This window comes from Dactylosporangium maewongense (assembly GCF_039531485.1).
Classification (GTDB): Bacteria; Actinomycetota; Actinomycetes; order Mycobacteriales; family Micromonosporaceae; genus Dactylosporangium; species Dactylosporangium maewongense.
Genome location: NZ_BAAAQD010000034.1, coordinates 1 through 26,848, shown reverse-complemented (window position 1 = coordinate 26,848; position 26,848 = coordinate 1). Strand labels below are relative to the sequence as shown.

Below are 26,848 nucleotides of genomic sequence, written 5' to 3'. Positions count from 1 at the left end.
TCGGCGCACAGCGCTCCCACTCAAGGGGGCGGACGCCTGTACGCGGTGAGGGGTGCCGGGGCACCCCTCACGGGCGTTCAGACGAGCAGCTCCAGCGGGCCACGGAGGAAGTAGACGATGAACATGACCGCGACGCCGTAGAGCAGCGGGTGGACGTCGCGGGCCTTGCCGGCGGCGAGCTTGATGACGACGAAGGAGACGACGCCGGCGCCGATGCCGTTGGAGATGGAGTACGTGAACGGCATGAGGATGATGGTGAGGAACGCCGGCAGGGCGATCTCGTAGTCCGACCAGTCGATGGAGCGGACCGTGGTCATCATGAGGAAGCCGACGACGACGAGGGCGACCGACGCCGCCTCGAAGGGCACCACCGTCACCAGCGGCGCGAAGAACATCGCGACGAGGAACAGCCCACCGGTGACCAGGCTCGCCACGCCGGTGCGGGCGCCCTCGGCGACGCCGGCGGCGCTCTCGATGTAGGTGGTGTTGCTGGACGTGCTCGCCGCGCCGCCCGCGGCGGCGGCGACGGAGTCCACGAGCAGGATCTCGCGGGTGCGCGGCGGCATGCCCTGCTCGTCGAGCATGTCACCCTCCTGGGCGACCGCGACCATCGTGCCCATCGTGTCGAAGAAGTCGGTGATCAGCAGGGTGAACACGAACATGATCACGATCAGGACGCCGGCGGTCTGCCAGGAGTGCAGGACGTTGAAGTGGCCCAGCAGGGACAGGTCGGGCTTGTCGATGATCTTGTCCGGCACGACGGGGACGTTGAGGCTCCAGCCCTTCGGGTTGGGCTTGTCGTCCACGAACGACGGGCCGGCCTTCGCGATCGCCTCGATGACGATGGCGAGGACCGTGGAGGCGAGGATGCCGATGAGGATCGCGCCGCGCACCTTGCGCACCACAAGCACGACGGTGAGCAGCAGACCGACGCCGAACGCGAGCGCGGGCCAGCTGATCAGCTTGCCGCCGATGCCGAGGCCGACCGGGACGGTGGTGTTGGCCATGTCCGGCACGCGCCGCACGAAGCCCGCGTCGACGAAGCCGATGAGCGCCAGGAACAGCCCGATGCCGACGCCGATGGCGGTCTTCAGCTGCGTCGGTACGGCCCGGAACACCGCCTCCCGGAGCCCGGTCAGCACCAGGATACCGATGAGCACGCCCTCGATCACGACCAGGCCCATCGCGTCGGCCCAGGTCATGTGGGGTGCGATCTCGAAGGCCACGAGCGCGTTGACGCCCAGGCCGGCGGCGAGCGCGAGGGGGAAGCGGGCGACGACGCCCATCAGGATCGTCACGACCCCGGCGACGAGCGCCGTCGCCGAGGCGACCGCGGCGATGGCGAGCTTGCCGCCGGTGCTGTCGACACCGCTGCCGAGGATGAGGGGGTTGAGCACGACGATGTAGGCCATCGTGAAGAACGTCGCGAGACCGCCGCGGATCTCGCGGCTCATCGTCGAGCCTCGCGCACTGATCTCGAAGAACCGGTCGAAGCCGTTGCGCGGCTCCGCGCGGGTCGTGTCCATGTATTGCCTCCCTGGAACTGGTCCTGACCCCCCGACGCGCGATGATCCCATCTGTACGGCCGGAATCAAGGTCAGGCATGTTTCGTGCGTGCGACGGCGGTCAGATGCGCGCGTGCGCACTTCTCTGAACCGCTCCGCCCTGGTCCTGCCGCCGTTCGCCCTCGCGGTCCTCGTCGCGGTGTGGGGGCGCGACATACCGATCCCCGTCGAGGTCGTCGTGGTGGCGCTCCTGGCAGGGTCCGTACTGGCCGCGGTGCATCACGCGGAGGTCGTCGCCCACCGGGTCGGGGAGCCGTTCGGCGCGCTCATCCTCGCCGTCGCGGTGACCGTCATCGAGGTCGGCCTGATCATCACCCTGATGGTGACCGGCGGTTCCGGCACGGAGACCCTGGCCCGCGACACCGTCTTCGCCGCCGTGATGATCACCTGCAACGGCATCGTTGGGCTGTCACTGCTGGTCGCGGCGCTGCGCACCCGCATCGCGGTGTTCAACGCCGAGGGGACGGGCGCCGCGCTCGCCGCGGTCATCACCCTCGCGACCCTCAGCCTGGTCCTGCCGACGTTCACCACCAGCGCGCCGGCGCCGCAGTTCACCGGTCCGCAGCTGGCGTTCGCGGCGGTCGCGTCGCTCGCCCTGTACGCGCTGTTCGTGCTCGTCCAGAACGTGCGGCACCGCGAGAGCTTCCTGCCGGTCAACGACGCCGAGGACGAGCACGCGGCGGCTCCTGCGCCGCGTCAGGCGCTCACCAGCCTCGTGCTGCTGGTCGTCGCGCTGGTGTCGGTGGTCGGCCTGGCGAAGGTGGAGTCGGGCACGATCGAGGCCGGCGTCGCGCGGGCCGGGCTCCCCCAGTCGTTCGTCGGGGTCGTCATAGCCGTGCTGATCCTGCTGCCGGAGACCCTCGCGGCGGTCCGCAACGCTCGCCGCGACCTGGTGCAGATCAGCCTCAACCTGGCCCTCGGGTCGGCGATCGCCAGCATCGGGCTGACGATCCCGTCGATCGCGCTCGCCTCGATCTGGCTCAGCGGCCCGCTGGTCCTCGGCCTCGGCGCCACCCAGATCGTGCTGCTCACCCTCACCGCGGGTGTCGGTATCCTCACCGTCATGCCGGGCCGCGCGACCCTGCTGCAGGCGGCGGTGCACCTGTCGATCTGTGCCGCCTTCCTCTTCCTCGCCGCCAGCCCATGACGACCGGCGAGGGGCCGGTGCACGGGCGGTGGGGCGGACGCGGATACCCTCTTGTCTGACATTGTCAGTAATCGAGGAAGGTCGGGAATGATCGAACCAGTGCGGCTGCCGTCTCCGTGGTGTGACGAGCCCCTGACCGTCGTCGTCCCGACCTACAACGAGGCGGGCAACCTGCCACGGCTGGTCGAGCGGCTGCTCGCCCTGCCGCTGCCGGGGCTGAGCATCCTCGTCGCCGACGACAACTCCCCGGACGGCACCGGCGAGGTCGCGGAGAAGCTCGCCGTCGAGCACCCCGGGCGGATCCGGGTGCTGCACCGGCCCGGCAAGGAGGGCCTCGGCAGGGCGTACGTCGACGGCATCGGCCACGCGATCGCGGACGGCGCCAAGTTCGTCGCGCAGATGGACGCCGACCTGTCGCACCCGCCGGAGGCGCTGCCCGGCATGCTCGGGGCACTGCTGTCCACCAACGCCGGTGTGGTCATCGGCTCACGCTACGTGCCCGGCGGGCAGCTCGACGAGAAGTGGCCGCTGTACCGGCGGGCGCTCAGCGGCTGGGCCAACCTGTACGTGCACACCCTGCTGCAGGTGCGGATCCGGGACCTGACCGCCGGGTTCAAGATCTGGCGGGTGGACGCGCTGGAGGCGATCGGCCTGGACCGGGTCCAGTCCAACGGCTACAGCTTCCAGGTCGAGATGCACTTCCTGGCGACCAAGCTCGGGCAGACCATCATCGAGGTGCCGATCCGCTTCGAGGAGCGCACCGACGGCGTGTCGAAGATGACCACGGCCACGAAGATCGAGAGCGCGACGATGCCGTTCAAGCTGCGCCTGCGGCACCGCAAGATCCAGCGCCGCCGGCCGGCCGGCTGACTTAGGACCTGTTTCATAAGGGATGGCCGGGCTGCGGCGGGCCCAGACGCCGCCTGGAACCACGTCGGTCACACCCGGATACAACACCGGTATCCGGGCGCGCCCGTCGCGGCCCCAGATCGACGCCTGGACCTCGCCTCGCCTCGACCCCCCTTATGAAACAGGCCCTAAGCGGACACCGGGAGCGAGCTGGTCTTCAGCCAGGCGGTCAGCTCGCCCGGTGGCATCGGGCGGGCGTAGTGGTAGCCCTGCGCGACGTCGCAGCCGAGCTCCTGCAGCGCGGCGACGTGCGCGGCGCCCTCGACGCCCTCCGCGACGACCGACATGCCCAGGTTGTGGCCGAGCTCGATCGCGCCGCGGACCAGCACCGCGTCCTCCGGGTCGTCGTCCATGTGCATGACGAACGTGCGGTCGACCTTCAGCTCGTCGACGGGCAGGCTCTTGAGGTACGCCATCGAGGAGTACCCGGTGCCGTAGTCGTCGATCGACAGCCGCACGCCGAGGCGGTGCAGGGCGACGAGCGTCTCGGTGGCGAGGGCCGGGTTCGCCATGACGGCGGTCTCGGTCACCTCGAGGCGCAGCAGGCCGGCGGGCAGGTCGTGCTCGTCCAGCAGCCGCGTCACGTGGCCGACCAGGTCGGGGTCCAGCAGGCAGCGCGGCGACAGGTTGACGGCGATCGGCACGACGAGACCGTCGTCGAGCCAGGCGCGGGCCTGCGCGACGGCGAGGCGCAGCACGTACAGGGTGAGCCGGGTGATGAGACCGGTGCTCTCCGCGACCGGGATGAACTCCGCGGGCGGGATCTGCCCGCGTGTCGGGTGCGCCCACCGCACGAGCGCCTCCGCACCCGACGGGCGGCCGTCGTCCAGCCGGATCTTCGGCTGGTAGTGCAGGGTGAGCTGGTCGGTGACGTCGAGGGCGCGGCGCAGGTCGCCGAGCAGCAGCAGCCGGTTGCCGTCCTCGATGTGCATGTTCGGCCGGTACAGGGTGGCACCGGTCTTGCTGTCCTTCGCCGCGTACATGGCGATGTCGGCGCAGCGCAGCAGCGCGTCGGTGTCGCTCGCGTGCTCGGGCGCCACGGCGATGCCGATGCTGACCTCCACGTCGACGGCGACGTCGTCGAGCGTGAAGGTGCGGTGCAGCTCGCCCTGCAACCGGGTGGCCAGCGCCGCGGCGTCGGCGGCGGACGCGCCGGGCAGCAGCACCGCGAACTCGTCGCCGGACAGCCGCGCGACGACGTCCCCGGCGCGCAACGCCCCGGTGGTGCGGACCGCGACCTGCCGCAGCAGCTCGTCGCCGTACTGGTGACCGAGGGTGTCGTTGACCTCCTTGAACCGGTCGAGGTCCAGCAGCAGGACGGCGAGCGCCGAGTCGGGCGAGCGCAGCGCGTCGCCGGTGCGTTCGGTGAAGAGCGTCCGGTTGGGCAGGCCGGTCAGCGCGTCGTGCGACGCGTGGTACTTGTGCTCGGCGGCGTGCCGCACGAGGCGGCGCTGGTAGCCGCCGGCGATGACGCCGAACACGACCAGCAGCGCCAGCCCGACGCCGAACGTGCCGGTCGTGGCGGTGAAGACGACGCCCTCGACGCGGTGCAGGTCGCGCATCGCCTGGGCCGCCTCGGCCGCGCTGGCGGTGGTGGCGGTGTGGACGAGGGCACCGATCTGGTCCGCGACCGGGTCGACGTCCGCCTCGTCGATGCGGGCCGCACCCGCGGTGTCGCCACGGTCGGCGGCCTCGAACACCCGCGCGACCGCGGTCAGGTAGGTCGCGTGCAGCTCCCGCACCCGGGCGGCGAGCGCCCGGTCCTCGGCCCCGCCGCGCTGCTCGACGTCGTGCAGCGCCACGTCGAGCGCGCCGGCCGCGCCGCGGTGCAGCTCCCGGGCCGCCACGCCGGGTTCGAGGCGGTACTGCTGGTCGGCGATCTTCTCCAGGGCGACGGCGTCGTCGGCCAGGTCGTACGCGGCGGCGAGCGCCGTCGCGTGGACGGCGGCGTTCGCGGAGGCGCGGGTGCGGTTCGTGCCGACGACGCTGACGCCGGTCAGGCCGAGCAGGACGGCGGCGAGGCCGACCACGGCACCGCGCCGGAGCAGTCCGGTTGGTCGTCGCACGCCACGCTCCCCCTGTCCAACGGTCCGGCTGCTCCATCGCCCGAAGCGCCGATCCTGCCATCGGCACCCGGTGCCCGCACCTGATCCATAGGGCCAGGAGCAAACCGGTTGCGTGGAGGGGGATGCCCTACTGCATCGAGAGGTGCACGTGGTTGTAGTGGTCGCCGGCGGGGGTGCCGTCGCCGCCGTAGGACTTCCAGCCGCTGCTCGGCTGCCAGATCCGCTTGTACCAGATGACGTACTTGACGCCGAGGTTCTTCGCGTTGGCGACGCACCAGGCGGCCAGGGCGTCGCCGTACTGCTGGTCGGCGCCGGTGGCGCGGGCGTTGACGAAGGTCTTGGCGTTGGCGGAGAAGTCGCAGGCCTTGCCGGCCGGGTGGTCACCGCCCCCGCCGCTGCGGAAGCAGGACGTGTAGTGGGTGTAGCCCGCTTTGCGCGCCTCGTTGTAGGCGTTGAGCATCCGCGGGCTGATGCACCCGGTCGTGGTCGGGTCGTCCTGGGTGCAGCCCTGGCTGGAGTAGGAGCCGTCGCCGTTGCGGCCGACCGGGTTGGTGGTGACCTTGCCGCCGCCCGGCGCGCCGGTCACGGTGCCCCCGCCGCCCGCCTTCTTCAGGGCGTCCTCGGCGGCCTTCTTGTTCGTCTCCATGATCTTCAGCTGGGCCTGCTGGTTGGCGATCGCCGCGGCGATGTCCGCCTTCTGCTGCTCCAGCTTCTTGCGCGTCTCGGCCAGCTCGCGCAGTGACTTGTCGTCGCGGTACAGCATGTACTGCACCGTGGTCATGCCGTGGATGGTGGCCTCCGGCGAGTCGCCGGCGAGGACCACGTTGGTCAGGCTGATCCGGCGCCCGCGGTAGGCGGCGTTGGCCACCGATCCGGCCGCCGCCTCCAGCTCGCCGACCTGGGTCTGCGTCGCCGCCAGCTGCCCGTTGACGGCGGCCTCGTCGGCGACGGACTTGTCGAGGCGGCCCTTGGCGTCGTTGTACTCGGCGTTGGCCTTGTCGAGCGCCTGGCGGACGGTGAGATTCTGCCCGCCGTCCTCGCCCGGCTCCGCGGAAGCGGGGTCGGCGACCCAGACCACCCCCACGATCACGGTGGCCAGCAGCAGCATCAGAAACCTGGGCAGGCGCCCGGTCGGAAGCGTCAGCATCGTCGCCAGCATAGCCATCCGCCCGGACGGCGCCACTCGGCGCAAAAACACCGAAATGTCGGTCATACAGCGGTTTTACGTCCGCCGCCCGGGGGTCGTACGGGTGGACGCGCCAGGGTAACCTGCCCCTCGATGACGCACACCACACTCCCGCGCCTGCGGTCGGCCGCGGCGCTGGTCGCCGCGGCGGCGCTGCTGTTGACCGCCTGCACCGACAAGGCGTCCCCGAGCAAGACGCAGCAGCAGGCCTCGGCGAGCCCGAAGGCGCCTGCGCTGCCGGTGGAGCTCGCGATCAGCGGCCCGGCCGACGGCGCCGCCAACGTGCCCACCGCCGTCGACCTGGCGTACACCGCCACCAACGCGGCGGACGTCACCGTGAAGCTCACCGACGCGGGCGGGGCGGAGGTCGCCGGTGCGCTCCGCGCCGACGGCAAGGCGTGGCAGCCGGCCGCGCAGCTCAAGTACGGCACCAAGTACACCGCGACGGTCACCGCCACCTCGACGGACGGCAAGCCGACGACGGCGACGACGGCGTTCACGACCATGGCGAAGCCGTCGAAGCTGGGTAAGGTCACCAGCATCATCAACGACAAGCAGGTCGTCGGCGTCGGGATGCCGGTCATCATCACGTTCGGTGTCGACGTCGCGCCGGCCCAGCGCGCCGCCGTGCAGCAGCGCATCCAGGTGATCAGCGACCCGCCGCAGGAGGGCGCCTTCAACTGGTTCACCGGCAAGGAGCTGCACTTCCGCCCGAAGGAGTACTGGCAGACCGGCACGAAGCTCCAGGTCAACGCGCGCACCGGCGGCACGAACCTGGACGGCAAGTGGTGGGGCGAGCGCGACGTGTCGTTCACCGCGACGGTCGGGCCGAAGTTCGTCATGGAGGTCGACAACGCCACCAAGCAGATGACCGTCACGCAGGACGGCCAGCTGCTGCGGACCATCCCGGTGAGCCTCGGCCGCCCGAAGAACCCGTCGGCCAGCGGCAACTTCATCGTCATGATCAAGAACGAGTGGGAGTGGTTCGACTCCTCCACCTACGGCGTCCCGGCCGACTCCGCCGCGGGCTACCGCACCAAGGTGTACTGGCCGCAGCGGCTCACCTGGGACGGCGAGTACATCCACTCGGCCCCGTGGTCCGAGGGCGACCAGGGCAAGCGCAACGTGTCCCACGGCTGCACCAACATCTCCGCCGCGCACGCGGAGTGGCTGTGGAAGCAGACCCGCATCGGCGACCCGGTGATCATCAAGGGCACCGAGGAGCAGGTGAAGTGGGGCAACGGCTGGACGGACTGGTCGACGAGCTGGGACCAGTACGTCAAGGGCAGCGCCGTGCCGTACGTCGCCCCGTCGGCCTCCGCATCGGCATCGGCTTCGGCGTCACCGTCGCCCTCGGCCGGCTGAGGTCAGCGGGCGATCTCGACGCCCTGGACGCCGTCCAGCAGGCGCAGGGACTCCGCGATCGCCGGTAGTGACGTGTTGTTGTCGCCCTGCGCGGTGAGCACGATCGACTGGTCGTGGCCGGCGTAGTCGACGCGCAGCACGTGGGCGCCCGGCAGCGCCTCCAGGGCTTCCCGCTCCACCACGTCGAGCGGGAAGTCCGGGGCGAGCGTCAGCGTCACCTGGACGCGGTGCCGGTCCGGCAGCCAGTTGGCCTCCGCGACCTTGAACAGCCACAGGGCGGCGAGCGCCGCTGCGGTGACCGTGCCCGCCGCCCAGAACAGCTCCAGGCCGGTCGCGAGCCCGATCGCGGCGGTCACCCACAGCGACGCCGCGGTCGTCAGCCCGCTGATGTTGACGCCCTCCTTGAAGATGGCGCCGGCGCCGAGGAAGCCGATGCCCGTGACGACCTGCGCGGCGATGCGGGTCGGGTCACTGCCGGCCTCCTTGCCGGCGATGGTGAACAGGGCCGCGCCGGCGGCGACGAGCATGTGGGTGCGCAGTCCGGCGGGCTGGGCACCCAGCTCCCGCTCCAGGCCCACGGCGGCGCCGAGCGCGATGGCGACCAGCAGCGTGAGGATGACGGTCCAGTCCATCCGACACTCTTACCCTCCGCGGGGCGTTCCCGCCACCGCTGTCCAACGCTGTCCGACGGTGTCCAGGATCGGGGGTGGGCGGTGGGGCCGGGCGCCGAGCATGGATGCGGCGTGATCGACGCCCATCACCGAAAGGCTCACGATGCGACTGTCCCGGTTCCTCGCCCTGCTCACCGCCGGGCTCCTGGCGCTCGCCCCGGCGCCCGCCTTCGCCGCAACGGTCCTCACCGCGCCGGTCGACGTGCAGGCGCTGCACGTCGCCGACACGAGCGCCGACCTGCAGTGGTCGCACGACCTGCTCGCCGAGCAGGACGTGGTCGAGCGCAAGGTCGGCGGCACCTGGACCGAGTACGCCCGCGGCCTGTTCAACGGCATCACCCTGACCGGCCTGCAGCGGGGCACCACGTACACGTTCCGGGTGTACTCGCTGCCGACGGCGTCGTCCGGGTACGTCGCGAGCCCGCCGTCGGCGCCGGTCACGTTCACGACGCTGGCCGCGCCGGACAGCACCCCGCCGACGGCGCCGAGCGCCCCGCTCTTCAGCAGCATCACCACCAACGGGGTGTCGATGGTCTGGGGCGAGTCGACCGACAACGTCCAGGTCGGCGGGTACCACCTGCAGCAGCTGATCGGTGGCGTCTGGACGACGATCCGCACCGCCGACTGGTCCAGCCGCTTCTACCGGGTCACGGGCCTGACGGGAGGCACCGCGTACACGTTCGCGGTCGTCGCGTTCGACACGAACGGCAACCTGTCCGCCCGCTCGCCCGCGGCCACCGTCACCACCCTCGCGTACACGGCCGCGCCGACCTGCAAGGTCCAGGTCGTGCTGTTCAGTCCCGGGTTCCTCGTCAACGTCACGATCACCAACACGACCGCCGCGCCGGTCACCGGCTGGACGATCGGCTTCACGCTCGCCTCGACGGCGGTCACGTACAACACGTTCGGCGCGATCCTCACCCGCTCCGGGAACACCGGCACGCTCACCCCGAACGCGTGGAGCACCACGATCAGCCCCGGCGGCCAGGCGATGCCCGGGTTCACCGGCGGGGCCACCCCCTTCACCCCGCCGGCAAGTTTCACGCTCAACGGTGCCCCGTGCACCATGGCGTGACGCCGTGACCTGGTGCGCGGGGTCCGCCGCCCGGCGACCCCGCGCACCGCGGCCGCGCCGCGGCCTACGCTGCCGGCATCGACACCCGCGCCGCCCTTCTCGCGCCGGACGCGGTCGCGGCGGTGCGCGCGACCGCCGACCTGGCGCGGCTGCTGCGGGAGCTGCGCCGCCGCGACGCCCGCCGCCGCGGCGGCACCGAGCTGACCTACCGCGACCTGGCGGCAGCAACCGGCTGGTCACACGGGATCATCGGCGGCTACCTGTCGGGGCGGGTGCTGCCGCCGACCGACCGCTTCGACGTGCTGGTCCGCCTGCTGGGCGCGTCACCGGCCGAGCAGGGCGCGCTCGCCACCGCCCGCGACCGGGTCGAGGAGGGCCGCCGTCCCGTGCCTTCCCCCGCCCCTGCCGCCCCAGCCGCCCCAGCCGGCCCAGTCGGCCCGGGGCACCCAGTGCCCCGGCAGCTGCCGGCCGACGTGCCCGCGTTCACCGGCCGGGCGGCGCGCCTCGCCGACCTCGACGCCGTCCTCGCGGGCGCCGGGCCCCGGGTCGTGCTGATCGCCGGCACCGCCGGCGTGGGTAAGACCGCCCTCGCCGTGCACTGGGCGCACCGCGTCGCCGACCGGTTCCCCGACGGCCAGCTCTACGTCGACCTGCGCGGGTACGACCCCCGCCAGCCCGTCGACCCCGGCGACGCCCTCGCCGGGTTCCTCCGCGGGCTCGGCGTGCCGGCGTCGGGCATTCCCGCCGCGACCGACGAACGCGCCGCCCGCTACCGGACCGAGGTCGCCGGCCGGCGGCTGCTCGTGGTGCTGGACAACGCCGCCGACGCCGGCCAGGTCCGCCCGCTGCTGCCCGGCACCTCCACCGGCGCGGTCGTCGTCACCAGCCGTGACACGCTCGGCGGCCTCGTCGCCCGCGACGGCGCCCACCCGGTCCGCCTCGGCCGGCTCGACCGGGCCGACTCCCGCGTCCTGCTGCGGCGGCTCCTCGGCCCCGGGGCCGGCCCGGGCACCGTGGACCTCCTCGCCGACCGCTGCGCCGGCCTGCCGCTCGCGCTGCGCATCGCCGCGGCCGGCCCGTCACCGCACTGCTCCGGGGTCCCCGCCGACCTGGCCGCGTTCGACGCCGACGGCGACCCGCACACCGCGCTGCGGTCGGTGTTCTCCTGGTCGCTGCGCCGCCTCGACCCGCCCGCCGCGCGCGCCTTCCAGCTGCTCGGCCTGCACCCCGGCCGGGTCTTCGACGACGCCGCCGCCACCGCCCTCGCCGGCGGGCCCGCCGGGGCGCCGCTCGACGAGCTGGCCCGCGCGCACCTCGTCGAGCCGGCCGACGGCGGCTACACCATGCACGACCTGTTGCGGGCCTACAGCGCGGAGCTCGCCGCGCTCCTGCCGCCCGACGAGGCGGGGGCCGCGCTGGACCGGCTCGCCGCGCACCTGCTGGACACCGCGACCGCCGCGACCGCGACCCTGTTCCCCCACGACCGCGCCGGCGCAGAGCCCACCGCCATGGACGGTCCCGAGGCGGCGGCGCGATGGCTGGACCGGCACCGCGCCGCGCTCGTCACCCTCGCCGGGTCGCGGGCCGCCGTCGCCCTGTCGCGGGTGCTGTGGCGATACCTGGAGGTCGGCGGCCACTACCGGGAGGCGCTCGCGCTGCACGCCGCCGCCGCGGCGCACGGCGATGCCGGCGCGCACACCGACCTCGGCGCCGTCCACTGGCTGCTCGGCGACCACGACCTGGCGAAGGTCCACTTCGGGCGGTCGCTGGACGGTCACCGCGCCGCCGGTGACGCGGCCGGCGAGGCGCGCGCCACCGCCCGGCTGGCCCTCGTGCACGAGCGGCTCGGCGACCACGACGAGGCGCTCACCCGGCTGCGGGACGCCCTGGCCGCCTACCGGGCGCTCGGCGACCGCCACGGCGAGGGCGCCCAGCTGCTCAACCTCGGCTTCACGCTGCACCGCATCGGCCGGCACCCGGAGGCCCTCGACCATCTGCACCGGGCGGCGGCGCTGTTCGCCGACCTCGGCGACCGGCGCCTCGAGGGTTACGCGCTGGGCAACCTCGGCGCCGTCTTCAGCGCCACGGGCCGCCACGACGCGGCGCTCGCACACCTGCACCTGGCCCTGGAGCGGTGCGTCGAGGCCCGTGACCGCGGCGGCGAGGGCACCGCGCGGGGCACGCTCGGGGTGGCGTACCACCGCCGCGGCGACCACACGAAGGCCCTCGGCCACCTGCGGCGCGCGCTCACCGTCGCCCGCGCCACGGGCGAGTGCGGCCTGGAGGTCGAGACCCTCAACGCCCTCGGCGACGTGCTGCTGGCCACGGACCGCCCGGACGCGGCGGTGCACCGGTTCGCGGCGGCCCGCGCCCTCGCCGAACGCACCGGCGACCGGCACGGGCTGGCTCGCGCCGTCGACGGGCTCAGCAGGGCAGGCCGTTGACGGTCAGGTCGTGCGGCGCCTCCGTCGCGGCGGCCGACGCGGTCCAGCCGAACCGCACCGACCGGCCCGTGTCGATGACGGCGTTGTACGGCATGTTCGTCGCCGTGACCGCGAACGGGTTCGGCTGCTCCATCCTGGCCTGCCAGACGCCGAGGTTGCCGGTCGCGGTGCTGAAGGTCCACCTGGCCGTCCAGCCGTCGATGGCCGGGCCGTGGTTGGTGATCGTGAGGTCCGCGACGAACCCCCCGTCCCACGCGAAGAAGCGGTAGTCACAGCTGAAGTCCCCAGCTGGGGCGGCCGACGCGGGCGAGGCCAACGGGAGCGGCAGGAGCGCGGCGACGGCAAGGATGGCGGAGCGGAACACGGTGCCTCCGGGGCGGGGTGTGACGGGCACGGACACGCGCCGGACCCGCGGCTCACACGCCGCGTCCGGCCGCTCGGCTCCCACCGCGGCTCGCGGCCGGAATCTACCGAGCCCGAGCCGGGCGGGTCAACAGGCCCGGATCCCGCCCGATCGGACGACGCGACGTCGGTGGCGGAAATGCTCAGACGATCGCCGGTCGGGGCCGATGAGGAGAGGGCAGACCCAACTCCAGAGGAGGGCCGGGAATGGCCGAGGCTACCGGCGAACGACGCCGCTCCGGATTCCGTGACCTGTCCGTCGCCTGGAAGCTGGGCACCCTGGCGGGCGTGGTGTCCGTGCTGCTGCTGGCGATCGGGGTGTTCGGCCTGATCCAGCTCGGCGACGCCCAGGATCGCCTGGACCTGATGTACAACAACAACCTGCGCACGGTGCAGAACGTCGACGAGGTCAGCTCGGACTACCGCGATATCCGGTTCCGGCTCCGGGACGTCGCCCTCGCGCAGACCCCGGCCGAGAAGGACGCCGCCGATCAGGCGCTGCGGACGGCCGTGGAGGGGCTCGACACAGCTGGCAGACGTTCGCCGCCGGCGGCGGGCAGGGCGGCGCGGCCGACCGGGAAGCGTTCGAGTCCTCCTGGAAGGCGTACCAGGACCTGCTCACGACGCAGCTGATCCCGCTGGCGAAGGCCAGCGACTACGACGGCTTCAACAAGGTGACCAAGGGGCAGGGCGCGTCGATCGCGGCCACGATCGACACCGCGCTCACCAATCTGGTGGAGCTGGAAAACAAGGCTGCCCAGACGACGCTCGCCGAGTCGAAGTCCGCATACGACTCCTCGCGGGTGCTGTCGATCGGGCTGATCGTGGTGGCACTGGTGCTCGCGTTCACGATCGTGCTGATGATCAGCCGGGCGATCTCCAGGCCGCTGCAGGAGACGGTCGCGGTCCTGTCCGCCATGGCCGAGGGGCACCTCGACCGGCGGGTCACGGTGGTGAGCCGCGACGAGGTCGGCCGGATGGGCACCGCTCTCAACAGCGCGCTGGAGCGGCTCGCCGACACGGTGAGCACGGTCGTCGACTCCGCCACCCAGCTGACCAACGCGTCGAGCCAGATCAGCGGCGCCTCCCAGAGCCTGTCGCAGGCCGCGACCGAGCAGGCCGCCAGCGTGCAGGAGACGACCGCCAGCATCGAGCAGATGACCGCCGGCATCGCCCAGAACAGCGACAACGCCCGCACCACCGAGAGCATCGCGGCCAGCGCCGCGACCGAGGCCCAGGACGGCGGTGGCGCGGTGCAGAAGACGCTCGACGCGATGAAGCAGATCACCAGCAAGATCGGCATCATCGACGACATCGCCTTCCAGACCAACATGCTGGCCCTGAACGCGACCATCGAGGCGGCCCGGGCCGGGGAGCACGGCAAGGGCTTCGCCGTGGTGGCGACGGAGGTCGGCAAGCTCGCCGAGCGCAGCCAGATCGCGGCGCAGGAGATCAGCGAGCTGGCCGCGGGCAGCGTGACGACCGCGGAGCACGCCGGCACCCTCCTCGACAAGATCATCCCGAGCATCACCAGGACCTCGGACCTGGTCCAGGAGATCGCCGCCGCCAGCGGCGAGCAGTCCACCGGCGTGCACCAGATCAACATCGCGATGACCCAGATCGGCAAGGTCACCCAGCAGACCGCGTCGTCGAGCGAGGAGCTCGCGGCCACCGCCGAGGAGATGGCGGCGCAGACGCATCAGCTGCAGAACATGATGGCGTTCTTCACGACCGGCACGGGCGGCGGGCGCCGCGCCACGAACAGCGGCCGTTCGCCGCGGGAGACGGCGAAGCCACAGGCGAAGAGCCTGAACTACGGCACCTCGCAGTACTCGCCTCGGGCCGACCTCCCGGTCGCCGAGATCGACGAGAGCAAGTTCGACCGCTTCTGACCGGGTCCGGCGGGCCGGCCTTCAGACGAGCAGCTGCTCGCGGCTCACGTTCTCCGCGACGAGGGGTCCGACGTCCAGGATCAGCGCCACCTCGCCGTTGCCGAGGATCGTCGAGCCGCTGATGCAGCGGGCCTCGCTGAACAGCACCCCCAGCGGTTTGATGACGGTCTGGAACTGCCCGAGCAGGGTGTCCACGACCAACCCCGCCCGCTGCCCGGACTGCTCGATGACGACCACGTTCTGCCGCCGCGGCGGCTGCCCCGCGATGTCGAAGATCGTCCGGAGCCGGACGAAGGGCAGCACCTCACCCCGCAGGTACATGCAGTCGCGGCCGGAGGCGTTCGGCGGCAGCTCCACGCACTCGGTGACCCGGTCCAGCGGCACGATGAACGCGCTGGTCCCGACGCCGACCAGGAACCCGTCGATGATGGCGAGCGTCAGCGGCAGCCGGATCCGGAAGGTGGTGCCCGCCCCGGCGGCCGTGTCGACCTCGATGGTGCCGCGCAGCTCGGCGATGTTGCGGCGCACGACGTCCATCCCGACGCCGCGGCCCGAGAGGTTCGACACCGTCTCCACGGTCGAGAAGCCGGGCTCGAAGATGAGGTCGAACACCTCGTGGTCGCTCATGACGGTGCCCGCCTGGACCATGCCGCGGTCGACGGCTTTGGCGAGGATGCGCTCGCGGTTGAGCCCACGGCCGTCGTCGGCGACCTCGATGACGATGGACCCGGCGTCGTGGAAGGCGTTGAGCCGCAGCTTCCCGCGCACCGGCTTGCCCTCGCGCTCCCGCTCCGCCCGGGGCTCGACGCCGTGGTCGAGGGCGTTGCGGACCAGGTGCAGCAGCGGGTCGCCGATCCGCTCGACAAGCGCCTTGTCCATCTCCGCCTCGCCGCCGGTGATGATCAGGTCGACGTCCTTGTCCAGGTCGACGCAGACGTCGCGGACGACCCGCTCGAAGCGGCGCAGCGTGGTGCCGATGGGCACCATCCGCAGCGACAGCGCGCTGTGCCGGACCTCCTCGACGAGTCTCATGACCTCGCCCTGCGCCTCCTCGTCGCCGTCGCCGTCGCGGCGGTGGATCCCCACGCTCGACTGGGCGATGACGAGCTCGCCGACGAGGTCGATGAGCTTGTCGAGGCGGTTGGCGTACACCCGGATGGTCTGGGTCTCCTGCGACCGGCTGTCGGCCGTCTTGCGCTGCTTGCCCAGCGCCGCCTCGACCACGGGCTTCGGCACGGCCTGCGTCTCGATCAGGATCTCGCCGAGCGGCGGCAGCGTGTCGCCGGACCGGTTGCGCTCCTGCTGGATCCGCAGCGCCCTGGCGATCTCCAGGTCGGTGGCGGCGCCGCTGCGGACCAGCAGGTCACCGAGCCGGTCCTGGTCGGGCAGCTCCTCGATCACCGTGACGTAGTCGTCGGCGGGCACGATCGCGATCTGGCTGTCCTCGCGGACGAAGTCGAAGACCCCCTCGATCTCCGTCTTCGGCGCGCCGCTGACGAACTCGGCCTCGAAGCCGAGGTAGCAGGTCTCCGGGTCCATCAGGTCGGGCTCGGGCAGGGCGTCGGTCAGCGTGGTGACCCGGGTGACGGTGCCCATGCTGCCGAGATAGCGCAGGAACGACAAGGGGTCCATGCCGTTGCGCAGGCTGTCGGGCCCGAACCACAGCGTGAGCCGCCACGTCCTGAGCCCGTCATTGCTCTGTTCCTCGGCGGCGGCGGGTGTACGAGCCGGCGCCTCCCCCTCGGTGAGGAACGGCTGGAGCGCGGCGAGCAGCCTGTCGCCGTCGACGGTCTCGGCCGGTGTCGCCTCGGTCCGGCCGGAGGCCACGCCCTCGACCATCGAGGAGACGTGGTCGCCGCACGGCAGCAGCGCGCTGACCAGCTCCGGGGTCACCGCCAGCTCGCCCTCGCGGAGCGAGTCCAGCACGGTCTCCACCACATGCGTGAACGCCACCAGATGGGCCAGGCCGAACAGCCCCGCCGACCCTTTGAGGGTGTGCATCGTGCGGAAGAGTGCGTTGACGGTCTCCTCGGCGCTCGGGTCGTCCTCGAGGCCGAGCAGGCCCTCCTCGAAGTCCTGCAGCAGCTCCCGTGCCTCGGTGATGAAGGTGTCGAGGGCGTCGTTGAGGTCGTCGCTCACCATCGTGCTCCCGTCAGTCCAGCTCCGCGCTGAGGTGGGCGGTCTCGAACACCGACCGGACGGGGCCGCTCGGGTCGTGGAAGGTCAGGGCGGTGCCCCGCTGCTCCGCCTCCCGCCGGGCGGCGAGCAGGATCTGCAGGCCGGCGGTGTCCAGCTCGGTCACGCCCGAGAGGTCGAGCTCGGCCGGCACGGGACTCTCCGCGAGGAACGCCCGCACCCGGGCCTGCTGCTCGGCCGCCGCGACGATGGTCAGCTCGCCGTCGAGCTCCAGGCGCCGGGCCGGCACGGTCACGGCATGACCAGCTTCGACACCGCCGCCAGCATCTGGTCCGGCTGGAACGGCTTGGTGACCCACGCCTTCGCCCCGGCCGCCTGCGCCTGCCGCTTCTTGTCCTCCTGCGACTCCGTCGTCAGCATGATGATCGGGGTGAACCGGTAGGACGGCAGCTTCTTGACCTCGCCGACGAGCGTGATGCCGTCCATGTTCGGCATGTTCACGTCCGAGATGATCAGGTGGATCCGCCGGCCGTCGAGCTGCTTCAGCGCGTCCTTGCCGTCGGTCGCGGCCACCACCTCGTAGCCCGCGCCGCGCAGCGCGATGGTGACGACCTGCCGTACCGACGCCGAGTCATCGACGATCAGAATGGTCTTCGACATCAGGTGCCCCCTCTAGAAGAACGTGATCTCTGATTCGGGCACCGCGGCGGTCTTGGCGCCGGTGAGGTGCGCCTCCCGCTCCTGGTGCATCGTGTACGTGGCGGCGAGCTCGTCGAGCAGCCGCTGGGCGTTCAGGGACCGGTCCTCGGCGACGACGACCGGCATCCGGTCGATGTTCTCCCGCAGGTGCTCCAGGACCTGGCCGATCCGGTCCTGGAACTGCAGGTTGACGATGGCACCGGCGACCCCCGACCGGATCCCGACGGCGGCGCGTTCGAGCTGGTCGGAGGAGTCGCGCAGGCCGGCGAGCACGGCGCCGAGGTCGTCGAGGACCTCGCTCACCTCGCTGTTGGCCCGGGTGACCGCCACGCCCTCGCGCTCGGCGTCGCCCTCGGCCTTGCTCAGCGCGGAGGCGATCGCGCCGGCGATGCCCTCGACGCGGCGCGCCATCCGCTCGCTGGTCTGGAACGACCGCTCCGCCAGCTGGCGGACCTCCAGGGCGACGATGCCGAACCCGGCGCCGGCCTCGCCGGCCCGCGCGGCCTCGATCGACGCGTTGAGCGCCAGGAGGTTGGTCTGCGCCGCGATCTGGGCGACCTCGGCGGTCATCTGCTTCAGGTCGTCGTTGAGGCCGAGCAGCGCCTCGAGGTCCCGCAGCGCCTCACGTTTCGAGGTCAGGGCGGCGTCGAGGGTGTGCACGACGCTGCCGAGGCGCTGCCGGCCGCGCTCCAGCGCGCCGCCGCCGTGGCTGTCCTCCAGCGCCGCGCTCGACGAGGCGAGCACCGCGTCGAGGTTGTCGACGATCTGGCTGAACTCGGTGGTCACCGCGCCGACCGCGGCCTCCATCTGCGTCCGCGACGACTCGATCTGGCTCGACCAGACGGGGGCGACCGCGCCGGCGAACTCGGTGACGCTGCGCGCGTAGTCGGCGGTCGCGGCGCGCGCCGCCGCCTCCTCCCGCCCGGCGCGGACGGCGCGCAGCGCCCCGGCCTTGTAGCCGGCGGCCAGGCCGGCGGCGAGGGCGACGACGACGATCAGGAACTCAACCATGGGTACGGATCACCTCGGCGATGGCGGTCAGCGGCACTTCCCGGTCGACGGCACCCAGCCGGACCGCTTCCTTCGGCATACCGTGCACGACACAGGTCGCCTCGTCCTGCGCGACGGTGAGCGCGCCGGCGGTCCGCATCTCCAGCAGCCCGCGGGCGCCGTCGTCGCCCATCCCGGTCATGATCACGCCGAGCGCGTGCCGGCCCGCGACCTTCGCGACGGACCGGAAGAGCACGTCGACGGAGGGCCGGTGCCGGTTGACCGGAGGGCCGTCGCTCACCTTGACCCGGAAGCGGGCGCCGTCGGAGAGGACCTGCATGTGCCGGCCGCCCGGCGCGACGAGGGCCAGCCCGTCGGCGACGAGGTCGCCGTCGGCGGCCTCGCGGACCTCGATCGCGGACAGCACGTCCATCCGCTCGGCGAACGCGGCGGTGAACTTCTCCGGCATGTGCTGCACGATCACGATGCCCGGGCTGTCGCGGGGCAGCGCCGTCAGCACGGTCTCGAGGGCCTGCGTGCCGCCGGTGGAGGTGCCGATGGCGATGATCCGGCCGGCCGACACCACGGGCGGGGCCACCGCGGCAGGTCGCGGCGCGGCAGCGGCGGGGGCCGTCCCGGCCCGGTTCAGGCGGGCGACCTTGCCGGCCGCCGCCGCCCGGACCGCCGCCACGATGTCGCCGCTGTCGTCGGCCATGAACTGCTTCAGGCCGGTGCTGGGCTTGGGCACGACGCCGGCCGCCCCGGCCGCCAGGGCGTCCATCGTGGCGCGGGCGCCGCGCTGGCTCAGCGTCGAGCAGATGATCACCGGCGTCGGCCGGGTCGCCATGATCTTCTTGAGGAACGTGATGCCGTCCATCCTGGGCATCTCGATGTCGAGCACGACGACGTCCGGCCAGGCCCGGTTCATCAGGTTCATCGCGAAGATCGGATCCGAGGCGCATCCGAGCACCTCGATGCCGGGGCTGTCCGCCAGCCGCTTGGACAGCACCTGGCGCACCACCGCGGAGTCGTCGACGATGACGACGCTGATCCCCTTACCGGTCATGACCCGCTCCGGCCAGCCGGCGCTCCTGATGCTGCACCCACACGTCGCCCGTGCCGAGGTCGAACACCAGCTGCCGGGATCCGGTGCCGCCCAGATGCTTCGCGGCCAGGTGGAAGCCGTGCTCGCGCAGCAGCAGCAGGCCGGTCTCGATGTTGTCCCGCGGGACGCGCGGCACCGGGCCGGGCGATCCGCCGGGGAACTGGTCGCCGCCGCCGAAGATCTTCGCCTGGTAGTCCGTGGGACGGGTGCCGTTGCGCCCGAGCTCGCGCAGGAACAGCTGGACCGCCTCGTCGGCGTAGCGACCGCTCAGCGTGGGGTGCTCCCCTGGCGGGGCGGCGCGGTGGGACAGCAGGTAGTGGCACATCCCGCCGACCAGCAGCCGCGGGTGCCACAGCGTGATGGCGACGCAGGAGCCGAGGACGGTGCGGATGCGGGTGCCGGCCCCGGCGAAGTGGAAGTCGCCCGGGTTGAGGAAGACCTCGGTCACGCTACCCACGGTCGTCTCCGAGGCGGTAGATCGACGGCTGGACCGCCCGCAGCCGCGACGGGATGCCGTTGAGCGTCTCGGACAGGCTGACGATGAGGTAGCCGCCCGGGTGCAGCATCTCCTGCAGCCGCCCGATCACCCGCGCCTTCGTCTCGGGCTCGAAGTAGATCATCACGTTGCGCAGCATGATCACGTCGAACCGGCCGAGGCGGGTCAGATCCTCCAGGAGGTTCGCGCCGAGGAACGTCGTGCGCGCCCGCAGCTCCCGGTCGACGGCCATCAGGCCCTCGTACTCGGCTCGGCCCTTGCGGCAGTACCGACGCAGCATCACCTTCGGGATCCGCTCCGCGGCCGAGATCGGGTAGATGCCGGCCGCCGCGCCGGCCACCACCCGCGACGAGATGTCGGTGCCGACGATCTCCCACGGCCGGTCCGGCAGTGCCTCGGCGAGCACCATCGCCGCGCTGTACGCCTCCTCGCCGCTGGAGCTGGCGGCGCTCCACAGCCGGAACGGCCGGTGCACGCGCTGGGCGCGGTACGCCGGCGCGACGACCTCGCCGAGGAAGTCGAAGTGCCGCGGCTCGCGGAAGAAGAACGTCTCGTTCGTGGTCAGCAGGTCGATCGCCTGCCGGGTCTCCGTGGCGTGCTGCGGGGACCGGATCAGCCGGAGGTACTCCGTGTAGCTGGACAGGCCGAGCTTGCGCAGGCGCTTGTCCAGCCGCCCCATCACCAGCGTCTCCTTGCCCGGCGCGAGCCGGATCCCGGTGCACTGGTGGAGGAACTCGCTGACGGCCTGGAACTCCGCGGCGCTGATCTCCGTGGGGCCGGCGAGTGACCGCGTCATGACGACCGGATCGCCCGGTCGGCGCCGCCGTTCCCTTCCGCTCCGGCCGGCAGCGCCGTCACGAGGTCCGCCATGTCGCTCAGCGACAGCACGTGGTCGATGTCGAGCACGATGATGAAGTCGTTGTCGCGCTTCGCCATGCCGCTGATGAAGTCGGCCCGGATGCCGGCGCCGAACGCCGGTGCCGGCTCGATGTCCTCCGCCGTGAAGGACTCGACCTTGCTGACCGCGTCGACGAGGACGCCGATGTCCTGGCCGTCGCGGCCGTCCCCGGTGACAGTGCCCGCGCCGGTGTCGCCGGACCCGGGCATCCCGCGGATGTGCACGATGATGATGCTGGTGCGCCTGGCGATGCTCGTGGCGCCCTTGGCGAAGCGGATCGCGAGGTCGATGACCGGGACCGCCCGGCCGCGCAGGTTGATGACGCCGCGGACGAAGTCGGGCGTCATCGGCACGACCGTGAGATTCCGGTATTCCAGGATCTCGGTGATGTGGAAGATGTCCAGCGCGTAGGGCTCGCCGTTCAACGTGAAGGTCAGGTATCGCTTCGCGTCGCCGGCGGTGCTGTCGCCAGGACCGCCGCCACGGGGCGCCGCCTCAACGCTCACTGGTCTCCCCTCCCGGGCGGACGGGGCGCTCGGGACACGCCCACCAGGAGACCTATCGGCCCCGCCGCCGGCGCCTGAAGGGGAACAGAGCACAAGATCAGACAAATCCTCCCCGGGGCGCGGCGGCCGGACAGCGCCGTGAAGGAACCGTGAAATGCTCGGCCCCGTGCGGACATGTACAGGCGACACGAACGCCGCATGACGGGAGCCACCCTTGGCACGAGCCCCTAGCGCCGCCCGCTTCGAAGCCCTGTACCGGTCCTGCTACCAGGACCTGCTCGGCTACGCGCTGCGGCGCGTCGACCGGCCGGAGTCGGCCGCCGACGTGGTCGCCGACACGTTCCTGACCGCCTGGCGCCGCATCGACGAGATCCCCGACGAGCAGGCCAGACCCTGGCTGTTCGGGGTCGCCCGCAACGTCATGGCCAACCACCAGCGCGCCGACCGGCGCCGCGCCGACCTCGGGGCGCGGCTGCGGCAGGAGCTCGCCGGCGCCACCACGATCGAGCCTTCGGTGCCGCCGGAGATCGCGCACGCGTTCCGCGCGCTGCCCGAGGGCGACCGGGAGGTGCTGCGGCTGGTGGCCTGGGAGGGGCTGAGCGCCGACGAGATCGCCGTCGCGTTCGGCTGCACGGTCAACGCCGCCCGGATCCGCCTGCACCGAGCGCGCCGCCGCTTCGCGGAGGCGCTGCGCACACCCACCTTCACCAGCCGTGAGAGGAGCCACCGTGACTGACGTCGACGAGGAGCAGGATCACCTGATCCGGCTGCTCTCCCCCACCGTGCACGTCCCGGAGCCCGCCCGGGCGGCCGGCGAGGACCTGCTGCACGCCATCCTGGACACCGGCGCGCCGGCGACGAACTGGCGGCGCCGCCTGTTCGTCGGGGTGCCGGTCGCGGCCGGGCTCACCGTCGCGGCGCTCGTCGCCGGGTCGCTGCTCACCGCGCCGAAGCCGGCCAACGCGGCGCTCACCTTCACCGAGGGCGACGGGTTCCTGACCGTCACGATCAAGGACCCCGCCGCCGACCCCCAGCGGTACCGTGACGAGCTCGCGAGACGCGGGCTCAACATCAAGATCGAGCTGGTGCCGGCGAACCCCGAGAACGTCGGCAAGGTGGTCTTCGAGGAGTCGGGCGCCCCGGGGCTGGAGGCGATCGAGGATCCCGGCCGGTGCACCGCCAACGGGTCGTGCCAGGTCGGGTTCAAGGTGCCGCTGAACTTCTCGTCCTACGCGGTCGTGGCGTTCGGCCGGACCCCGCTGCCGGGCGAGTTCATCGAGGGCGGCTCCGCGGAGGAGAACGCCGTCGGCGGGTCCCTGATCGGCAAGCGGGTCTCCGAGGCGCGCCAGATCCTCGCCTCGAAGGGCATGACGGCCGAATACCGCGTCGGCCCGAAGTCCATGGCCGCCCCGGCCGATCAGGTGCCCGGCGACTGGATCGTGTTCGACACCGCGCCGATCCCCGGGAACATCATCGTGCTGTGGTCGTCGGCGGACGGCAAGCCGCCGGCCCCGACCGGCGACGACACCCCGCGCCCGCCCGCGTCGACCAGGCCCGGCGCACCCGCGTCGGCCAGCGCCGGCCCGGGCGCCTCCTCGATGCCCGTGACCAGCTCCAAGGCCGGCTGACCAACGGGCGGGTCATCGCCCGGGCGGCGGGATCTCCCCCGACCCCCGGGCGATGTACCGCGTCGGCAGCGTCACCGCCGCCGCGGGTCCGGTGTCGCCGTCGAGCCGGGACAGCAGGAGCAACGCCGCCCGCCGCCCCAGCTCCGCCGGGTCCTGCGCGATCACCGACACCGGCGGGTCGAGCATGTCGGCGAGGGGGAAGTCGTCGAAGCCGACGTGCGCGACGGTGCGGTGCAGCCCCAGCTCCACCAGCGCCCGCCGGGCGCCGACGGTCAACCAGTTCTGCGCGGTCACCAGCGCGGTGGGCGCGGGCGCGGCGGCGAACATCTCCGTCACCGCCTGCCGGGCCGCCTCCGCGGTGTGCACGTCCCGGCGCACCCACGCCGGCCGGGTCGCCCCCGCCGCCTGGACGAACCCCGCGTGCCGCTCGCGGGCCGTCCACAGCGACGAGTGGTCGGCGACGAACCCGATGTCGCGGTGCCCCAGGTCGTGCAGCGCCCGCACGGCCCCCGCGACGCCGCCGCGGTTGTCGGCGGTGACGGTGTCCAGGCCGGGCACCGGCGAGGCGCGGTCGACGCAGACGATCGGCGTCCCGTCGCGGTGCGCCGCCGCCAGCTCCCCGTCGGGCGCGCCGGTCGGCACCACGATGAGCCCGTCGACGCGCCTGGTGCGCAGCACCCCGAGCAGCTCCCGCTCCCGGTCGGGCTCCTCGTCGCTGCTGCCGGCGAGGACCAGCAGCCCGCGCTGCACGCCGACGTCCTCGACGGCCCGGTGCAGCGCGGAGGAGAACGGGTTGGCCACGTCCTGCAGCACGAGCCCGATCGTGTTGGTGCGCCGGTCGGCGCGGCGCAGGCTGGTGGCGGCGGTGTCCTTGCGGTAGCCGAGCTGCCGCGCGGCGTCCAGGACCCGGCCGGTGAGGTGCGGGTCGACCGGCACGCCGTTGATGACCCGGGAGACCGTCGCCAGCCCGACGCCCGCGAGCGCCGCGACGTCCTTCATCGTGGCCCGCCCACGGTCACTCATGTATGGACATCTTTCTCTATGAAGCGCACACTGTCGAACACTCGCCAGGAAACGTTTCCTCAACCCTACCGGTCACCCCGCCGAAGGGACCACCGCCATGCGTACCGTTCGGTTCCTGCTCGTCGCCGCCCTCGTCGCCGGCGCCCTGTCCGCCGCCGCTCCGGCCGCCGCGAGCCCGTCCAGCGACTACCCGGAGTTCCCGTACCCGGCCACCGCCGCCTACGACGAGCCGTTCCGCGGCCAGTTCCACTTCAGCTCGCGCAGCGGCTGGATGAACGACGTCAACGCCCCGCTGTACTACAACGGCCAGTACCACCTCTTCTACCAGCACAACCCGCACGGCCTCGGCTGGGACACCATGCACTGGGGACACGCGACCAGCCCCGATCTCGTGCACTGGACGCAGAAGCCGGTCGCCCTCGAGCCGGGCGCGCACCCCGGCGATCTGTTCTCCGGCGCCGGCGTCGTCGACACCACCAACGCCTCGGGGCTGAAGACCGGCGCCGACGCCCCGATCGTCGTGTTCACCGGCACCAACGGCGTCTCGATCGCCTACAGCACCGACGGCGCCCGCACCTTCCAGAGCTACGACCGCGGCCGGAAGGTCGTGACCCCGACCGGCACCAGCCGCGATCCGAAGGTGCTGTGGGACGCCGCCCGCGGCCGGTGGGTCATGGTCGTCTGGTCCGACGGCGGCGGCAACGGCGTCAACGTCTACACGTCGGCAAACCTCCTCGACTGGACCTATCGCAGCCGGTACGCCGCGGGCTGGCTCTTCGAGTGCCCCGACTTCTTCCCGCTGCCCGTCGACGGGAACGCGGCGAACGTCCGCTGGGTGATGACCGACGCCTCCGGTGAGTACGTCACCGGCACGTTCGACGGCGCCGTGTTCACCCCCGACTGGACCGCGCCGCAGCGCATGGACCAGGGCCGCAACAGCTTCGACGGCACGTTCTACGCGGGCCTCACGTTCAGCAACATGCCCGACGGCCGGACCGTGCAGATGGCCTGGCAGCCCGGCAACCGCGGCGGCACCTGGACCGGCAACGCGTCGTTCCCCGTCCAGCTGGGGCTCATCAGCACGCCCGCCGGGCCGCGCGTCACCCGGTTCCCCGTCGCCGAGATCGCCTCCCTGCGCCAGGGCACCACGACCTGGTCGAACCGCACGATCACCACCGACCCGGCCACGGACCCGTTCGCCGGCATCACCGCCGACACCTACGAGATCCTCGCCGAGTTCGACGTCGGCACCGCCACCGCCACCCAGTTCGGGTTCCAGCTGCACCGCCGCGCGGACGGCGGCCACGACCGGGCCGTGGTCTACGACCGGACCGCGCAGACGCTGTACGGGGCGCCGCTGGCACCCCTGAACGGGCGGGTCAAGGTGCGGCTGCTCGTGGACCGCGGCCAGCTGGAGGTGTTCGGCAACGACGGCCGGCTCTCCTTCACCGACAACGTGAACTTCAACTCCGCGGCGGGCAGCCAGGGCATCCGGCTGTTCGCCACCGGCGGCTCCGTGCGGCTGGTCTCCGCCGAGCTCCACCGGCTGGGCTCCGCGTGGGGGCAGGGTCAGTCCACATTGGAGTCGAACCTCGCCGGTCCGTGGCGCGCCGCGGGCGGGTCCTGGGGCGACGCCGCGACCGGCAAGCGCGGCACCGCGAGCGGTGACGCGTTCTACCTGAGCAACACGACCGCCGCCGACCTCACCTACGAGGGCGACGTCACGATCGCCTCCGGCACCGCCGCCGCCCTCACCTTCCGGGCCAACGCCGACGCCACCCAGCACTACACCGCCAACGTCGACGCGTCCGGGGTGGTGAAGCTGTGGCGGCCCGGCCGGGTCATCGCCACCGCGCCCGCGGCGGTCGTCCCGGGCCGGACCTACCACCTGAAGGTCGTCGCCGCCGGCGCGAGCATCAAGGTGTACCTCGACCACGGCACGACCCCGGTCATCGACGCCACCGACACCGCCTACAGCAGCGGCTACCTGGGCGCCAACGTCTTCAACGGCACCGCCACCGTGCAGAACCTGACGCTGAACGGGCCCGGGTTCGCGACGAACCTCGCCGGCCCGTGGCAGCCCGTCGGCGGCACCTGGACGACGACCACCGCCCGGGCCGGCGCCCGCGGCACCAGCGCCGGCGACACGTTCTACCTGAGCCGGACCGTCGCCGCCGACTTCACCTACGAGGGCGATCTGACGATCGTCAACGGCACCGCCGCCGCCCTCACCTTCCGGGCCAACGCCGACGCCACCCAGCACTACACCGCGAACATCGACGCGTCCGGGGTGGTGAAGCTGTGGCGACCCGGCCGCGACATCGCCACCTACCCGACGGCGATCGTCCCGGGCCGCACCTACCACCTGAAGGTCGTCGCCTCGGGCGCGAGCATCAAGCTGTACCTGGGCGGCGGCACCACGCCGGTCATCGACGCCACCGACACCGCCTACAGCAGCGGCTACCTGGGCGCCAACGTCTACGACGGCACGGGGGTGGTGCAGCGCCTCACCCGCGGTTAGTACTGCAACGGCGGGTCGCTACCTCGTCTGGTTCTGGGTCGTTTGCCGGGTGTGGTGACGGTTGAGCAGGTCGAGGGCTGGGACGAAGATTTTCGGGAGTACTTCCTGGGGTTCTCGCACTGGT

24 protein-coding genes are annotated in these 26,848 nt (G+C 72.4%); 10 read left to right on the top strand and 14 right to left on the bottom strand.

Going from position 1 to position 26,848, the window contains the following annotated elements:
* Nucleotides 1-77: 77 nt before the first annotated feature.
* Nucleotides 78-1,526 carry an NCS2 family permease gene (locus ABD332_RS50655; protein WP_344512661.1) on the bottom strand — a complete coding sequence of 483 codons (1,449 nt, stop codon included), beginning with the start codon at nucleotides 1,524-1,526 and terminating at the stop codon, nucleotides 78-80.
* Between the two features lie 112 nt (nucleotides 1,527-1,638).
* Between ABD332_RS50655 and ABD332_RS50650 the strand changes: the two genes are divergently transcribed.
* The gene (locus ABD332_RS50650; protein WP_344512659.1) at nucleotides 1,639-2,712 is read left to right on the top strand and encodes a calcium:cation antiporter; all 1,074 of its coding nucleotides are present in this window, start codon (nucleotides 1,639-1,641) and stop codon (nucleotides 2,710-2,712) included.
* A gap of 87 nt (nucleotides 2,713-2,799) precedes the next feature.
* A complete protein-coding gene (locus tag ABD332_RS50645; RefSeq protein WP_344512657.1) occupies nucleotides 2,800-3,582 on the top strand; it encodes a polyprenol monophosphomannose synthase in 783 nt (260 codons plus the stop codon).
* A gap of 167 nt (nucleotides 3,583-3,749) precedes the next feature.
* Here ABD332_RS50645 and ABD332_RS50640 read toward each other — a convergent pair whose 3' ends face one another.
* A complete protein-coding gene (locus ABD332_RS50640) occupies nucleotides 3,750-5,687 on the bottom strand; it encodes a putative bifunctional diguanylate cyclase/phosphodiesterase (protein ID WP_344512655.1) in 1,938 nt (645 codons plus the stop codon).
* A gap of 127 nt (nucleotides 5,688-5,814) precedes the next feature.
* Nucleotides 5,815-6,834: a coiled-coil domain-containing protein gene (locus tag ABD332_RS50635; RefSeq protein ID WP_344512653.1), complete on the bottom strand. Its 1,020-nt coding sequence runs from the start codon at nucleotides 6,832-6,834 to the stop codon at nucleotides 5,815-5,817.
* Between the two features lie 132 nt (nucleotides 6,835-6,966).
* On the opposite strand from ABD332_RS50635, the gene ABD332_RS50630 reads away from it, so the two are divergent.
* Nucleotides 6,967-8,238, top strand: a complete 1,272-nt coding sequence (locus ABD332_RS50630; RefSeq protein WP_344512652.1) for a L,D-transpeptidase — start codon at nucleotides 6,967-6,969, stop codon at nucleotides 8,236-8,238.
* Nucleotides 8,239-8,240: 2 nt separating this feature from the next.
* Here ABD332_RS50630 and ABD332_RS50625 read toward each other — a convergent pair whose 3' ends face one another.
* Nucleotides 8,241-8,870: an MgtC/SapB family protein gene (locus ABD332_RS50625; protein WP_344512651.1), complete on the bottom strand. Its 630-nt coding sequence runs from the start codon at nucleotides 8,868-8,870 to the stop codon at nucleotides 8,241-8,243.
* 142 nt (nucleotides 8,871-9,012) lie between these two features.
* Here ABD332_RS50625 and ABD332_RS50620 point away from each other — a divergent pair, with 142 nt between their 5' ends.
* Both ABD332_RS50620 and ABD332_RS50615 read left to right on the top strand, forming a co-directional pair.
* The gene (locus tag ABD332_RS50620; protein ID WP_344512649.1) at nucleotides 9,013-9,984 is read left to right on the top strand and encodes a cellulose binding domain-containing protein; all 972 of its coding nucleotides are present in this window, start codon (nucleotides 9,013-9,015) and stop codon (nucleotides 9,982-9,984) included.
* A gap of 122 nt (nucleotides 9,985-10,106) precedes the next feature.
* Nucleotides 10,107-12,428, top strand: coding sequence for an ATP-binding protein (locus ABD332_RS50615; RefSeq protein WP_344512647.1), 2,322 nt, complete (start codon nucleotides 10,107-10,109; stop codon nucleotides 12,426-12,428).
* On the opposite strand, the gene ABD332_RS50610 is transcribed toward ABD332_RS50615, so the two are convergent.
* Nucleotides 12,409-12,792, bottom strand: a complete 384-nt coding sequence (locus ABD332_RS50610; protein WP_344512646.1) for a cellulose binding domain-containing protein — start codon at nucleotides 12,790-12,792, stop codon at nucleotides 12,409-12,411. The two genes, ABD332_RS50615 and ABD332_RS50610, sit on opposite strands and share 20 nt — an antisense overlap.
* Before the next feature lie 245 nt (nucleotides 12,793-13,037).
* Here ABD332_RS50610 and ABD332_RS50605 point away from each other — a divergent pair, with 245 nt between their 5' ends.
* Together ABD332_RS50605 and ABD332_RS50600 are read left to right on the top strand one after the other, a co-directional pair.
* Nucleotides 13,038-13,463, top strand: coding sequence for an MCP four helix bundle domain-containing protein (locus tag ABD332_RS50605; protein WP_344512644.1), 426 nt, complete (start codon nucleotides 13,038-13,040; stop codon nucleotides 13,461-13,463).
* A 41-nt stretch (nucleotides 13,464-13,504) separates the two neighbouring features.
* On the top strand, nucleotides 13,505-14,722 hold the full coding sequence (locus ABD332_RS50600; RefSeq protein ID WP_344512642.1) for a methyl-accepting chemotaxis protein: 1,218 nt from the start codon (nucleotides 13,505-13,507) through the stop codon (nucleotides 14,720-14,722).
* Between the two features lie 21 nt (nucleotides 14,723-14,743).
* Here ABD332_RS50600 and ABD332_RS50595 read toward each other — a convergent pair whose 3' ends face one another.
* The 8 genes from ABD332_RS50595 to ABD332_RS50560 are packed head-to-tail and all read right to left on the bottom strand — an operon-like array spanning nucleotide 14,744 to nucleotide 21,552.
* Nucleotides 14,744-16,861, bottom strand: coding sequence for a chemotaxis protein CheA (locus ABD332_RS50595; RefSeq protein WP_344512640.1), 2,118 nt, complete (start codon nucleotides 16,859-16,861; stop codon nucleotides 14,744-14,746).
* A gap of 13 nt (nucleotides 16,862-16,874) precedes the next feature.
* Nucleotides 16,875-17,153 carry an STAS domain-containing protein gene (locus ABD332_RS50590; protein ID WP_344512638.1) on the bottom strand — a complete coding sequence of 93 codons (279 nt, stop codon included), beginning with the start codon at nucleotides 17,151-17,153 and terminating at the stop codon, nucleotides 16,875-16,877.
* On the bottom strand, nucleotides 17,150-17,518 hold the full coding sequence (locus ABD332_RS50585; protein ID WP_344512636.1) for a response regulator: 369 nt from the start codon (nucleotides 17,516-17,518) through the stop codon (nucleotides 17,150-17,152). The genes ABD332_RS50590 and ABD332_RS50585 overlap by 4 nt, the downstream gene beginning before the upstream one ends.
* Nucleotides 17,519-17,530: 12 nt before the next feature.
* On the bottom strand, nucleotides 17,531-18,568 hold the full coding sequence (locus ABD332_RS50580; protein ID WP_344512634.1) for a methyl-accepting chemotaxis protein: 1,038 nt from the start codon (nucleotides 18,566-18,568) through the stop codon (nucleotides 17,531-17,533).
* The gene (locus ABD332_RS50575) at nucleotides 18,561-19,613 is read right to left on the bottom strand and encodes a protein-glutamate methylesterase/protein-glutamine glutaminase (RefSeq protein WP_344512632.1); all 1,053 of its coding nucleotides are present in this window, start codon (nucleotides 19,611-19,613) and stop codon (nucleotides 18,561-18,563) included. The genes ABD332_RS50580 and ABD332_RS50575 overlap by 8 nt, the downstream gene beginning before the upstream one ends.
* A complete protein-coding gene (locus ABD332_RS50570) occupies nucleotides 19,603-20,100 on the bottom strand; it encodes a chemotaxis protein CheD (protein ID WP_344512630.1) in 498 nt (165 codons plus the stop codon). Before ABD332_RS50570 ends, ABD332_RS50575 begins: the two co-directional genes overlap by 11 nt.
* A 1-nt stretch (nucleotide 20,101) precedes the next feature.
* The gene (locus ABD332_RS50565; protein WP_344512628.1) at nucleotides 20,102-20,944 is read right to left on the bottom strand and encodes a CheR family methyltransferase; all 843 of its coding nucleotides are present in this window, start codon (nucleotides 20,942-20,944) and stop codon (nucleotides 20,102-20,104) included.
* The gene (locus ABD332_RS50560) at nucleotides 20,941-21,552 is read right to left on the bottom strand and encodes a chemotaxis protein CheW (RefSeq protein ID WP_344512627.1); all 612 of its coding nucleotides are present in this window, start codon (nucleotides 21,550-21,552) and stop codon (nucleotides 20,941-20,943) included. The genes ABD332_RS50565 and ABD332_RS50560 overlap by 4 nt, the downstream gene beginning before the upstream one ends.
* Nucleotides 21,553-21,766: 214 nt before the next feature.
* On the opposite strand from ABD332_RS50560, the gene ABD332_RS50555 reads away from it, so the two are divergent.
* Entirely contained in the window at nucleotides 21,767-22,288 is a 522-nt protein-coding gene (locus tag ABD332_RS50555) for an RNA polymerase sigma factor (RefSeq protein ID WP_344512625.1), read from the top strand.
* Nucleotides 22,281-23,180, top strand: a complete 900-nt coding sequence (locus tag ABD332_RS50550) for a hypothetical protein (RefSeq protein ID WP_344512624.1) — start codon at nucleotides 22,281-22,283, stop codon at nucleotides 23,178-23,180. The genes ABD332_RS50555 and ABD332_RS50550 overlap by 8 nt, the downstream gene beginning before the upstream one ends.
* Nucleotides 23,181-23,192: 12 nt before the next feature.
* Here the strand turns inward: ABD332_RS50550 and ABD332_RS50545 are convergent, their stop codons facing one another.
* Complete coding sequence (locus ABD332_RS50545) at nucleotides 23,193-24,203, bottom strand: LacI family DNA-binding transcriptional regulator (protein ID WP_344512623.1); 1,011 nt, start codon at nucleotides 24,201-24,203, stop codon at nucleotides 23,193-23,195.
* A gap of 97 nt (nucleotides 24,204-24,300) precedes the next feature.
* On the opposite strand from ABD332_RS50545, the gene ABD332_RS50540 reads away from it, so the two are divergent.
* Entirely contained in the window at nucleotides 24,301-26,724 is a 2,424-nt protein-coding gene (locus ABD332_RS50540) for a GH32 C-terminal domain-containing protein (RefSeq protein ID WP_344512621.1), read from the top strand.
* The last annotated feature ends 124 nt before the right edge of the window (nucleotides 26,725-26,848 follow it).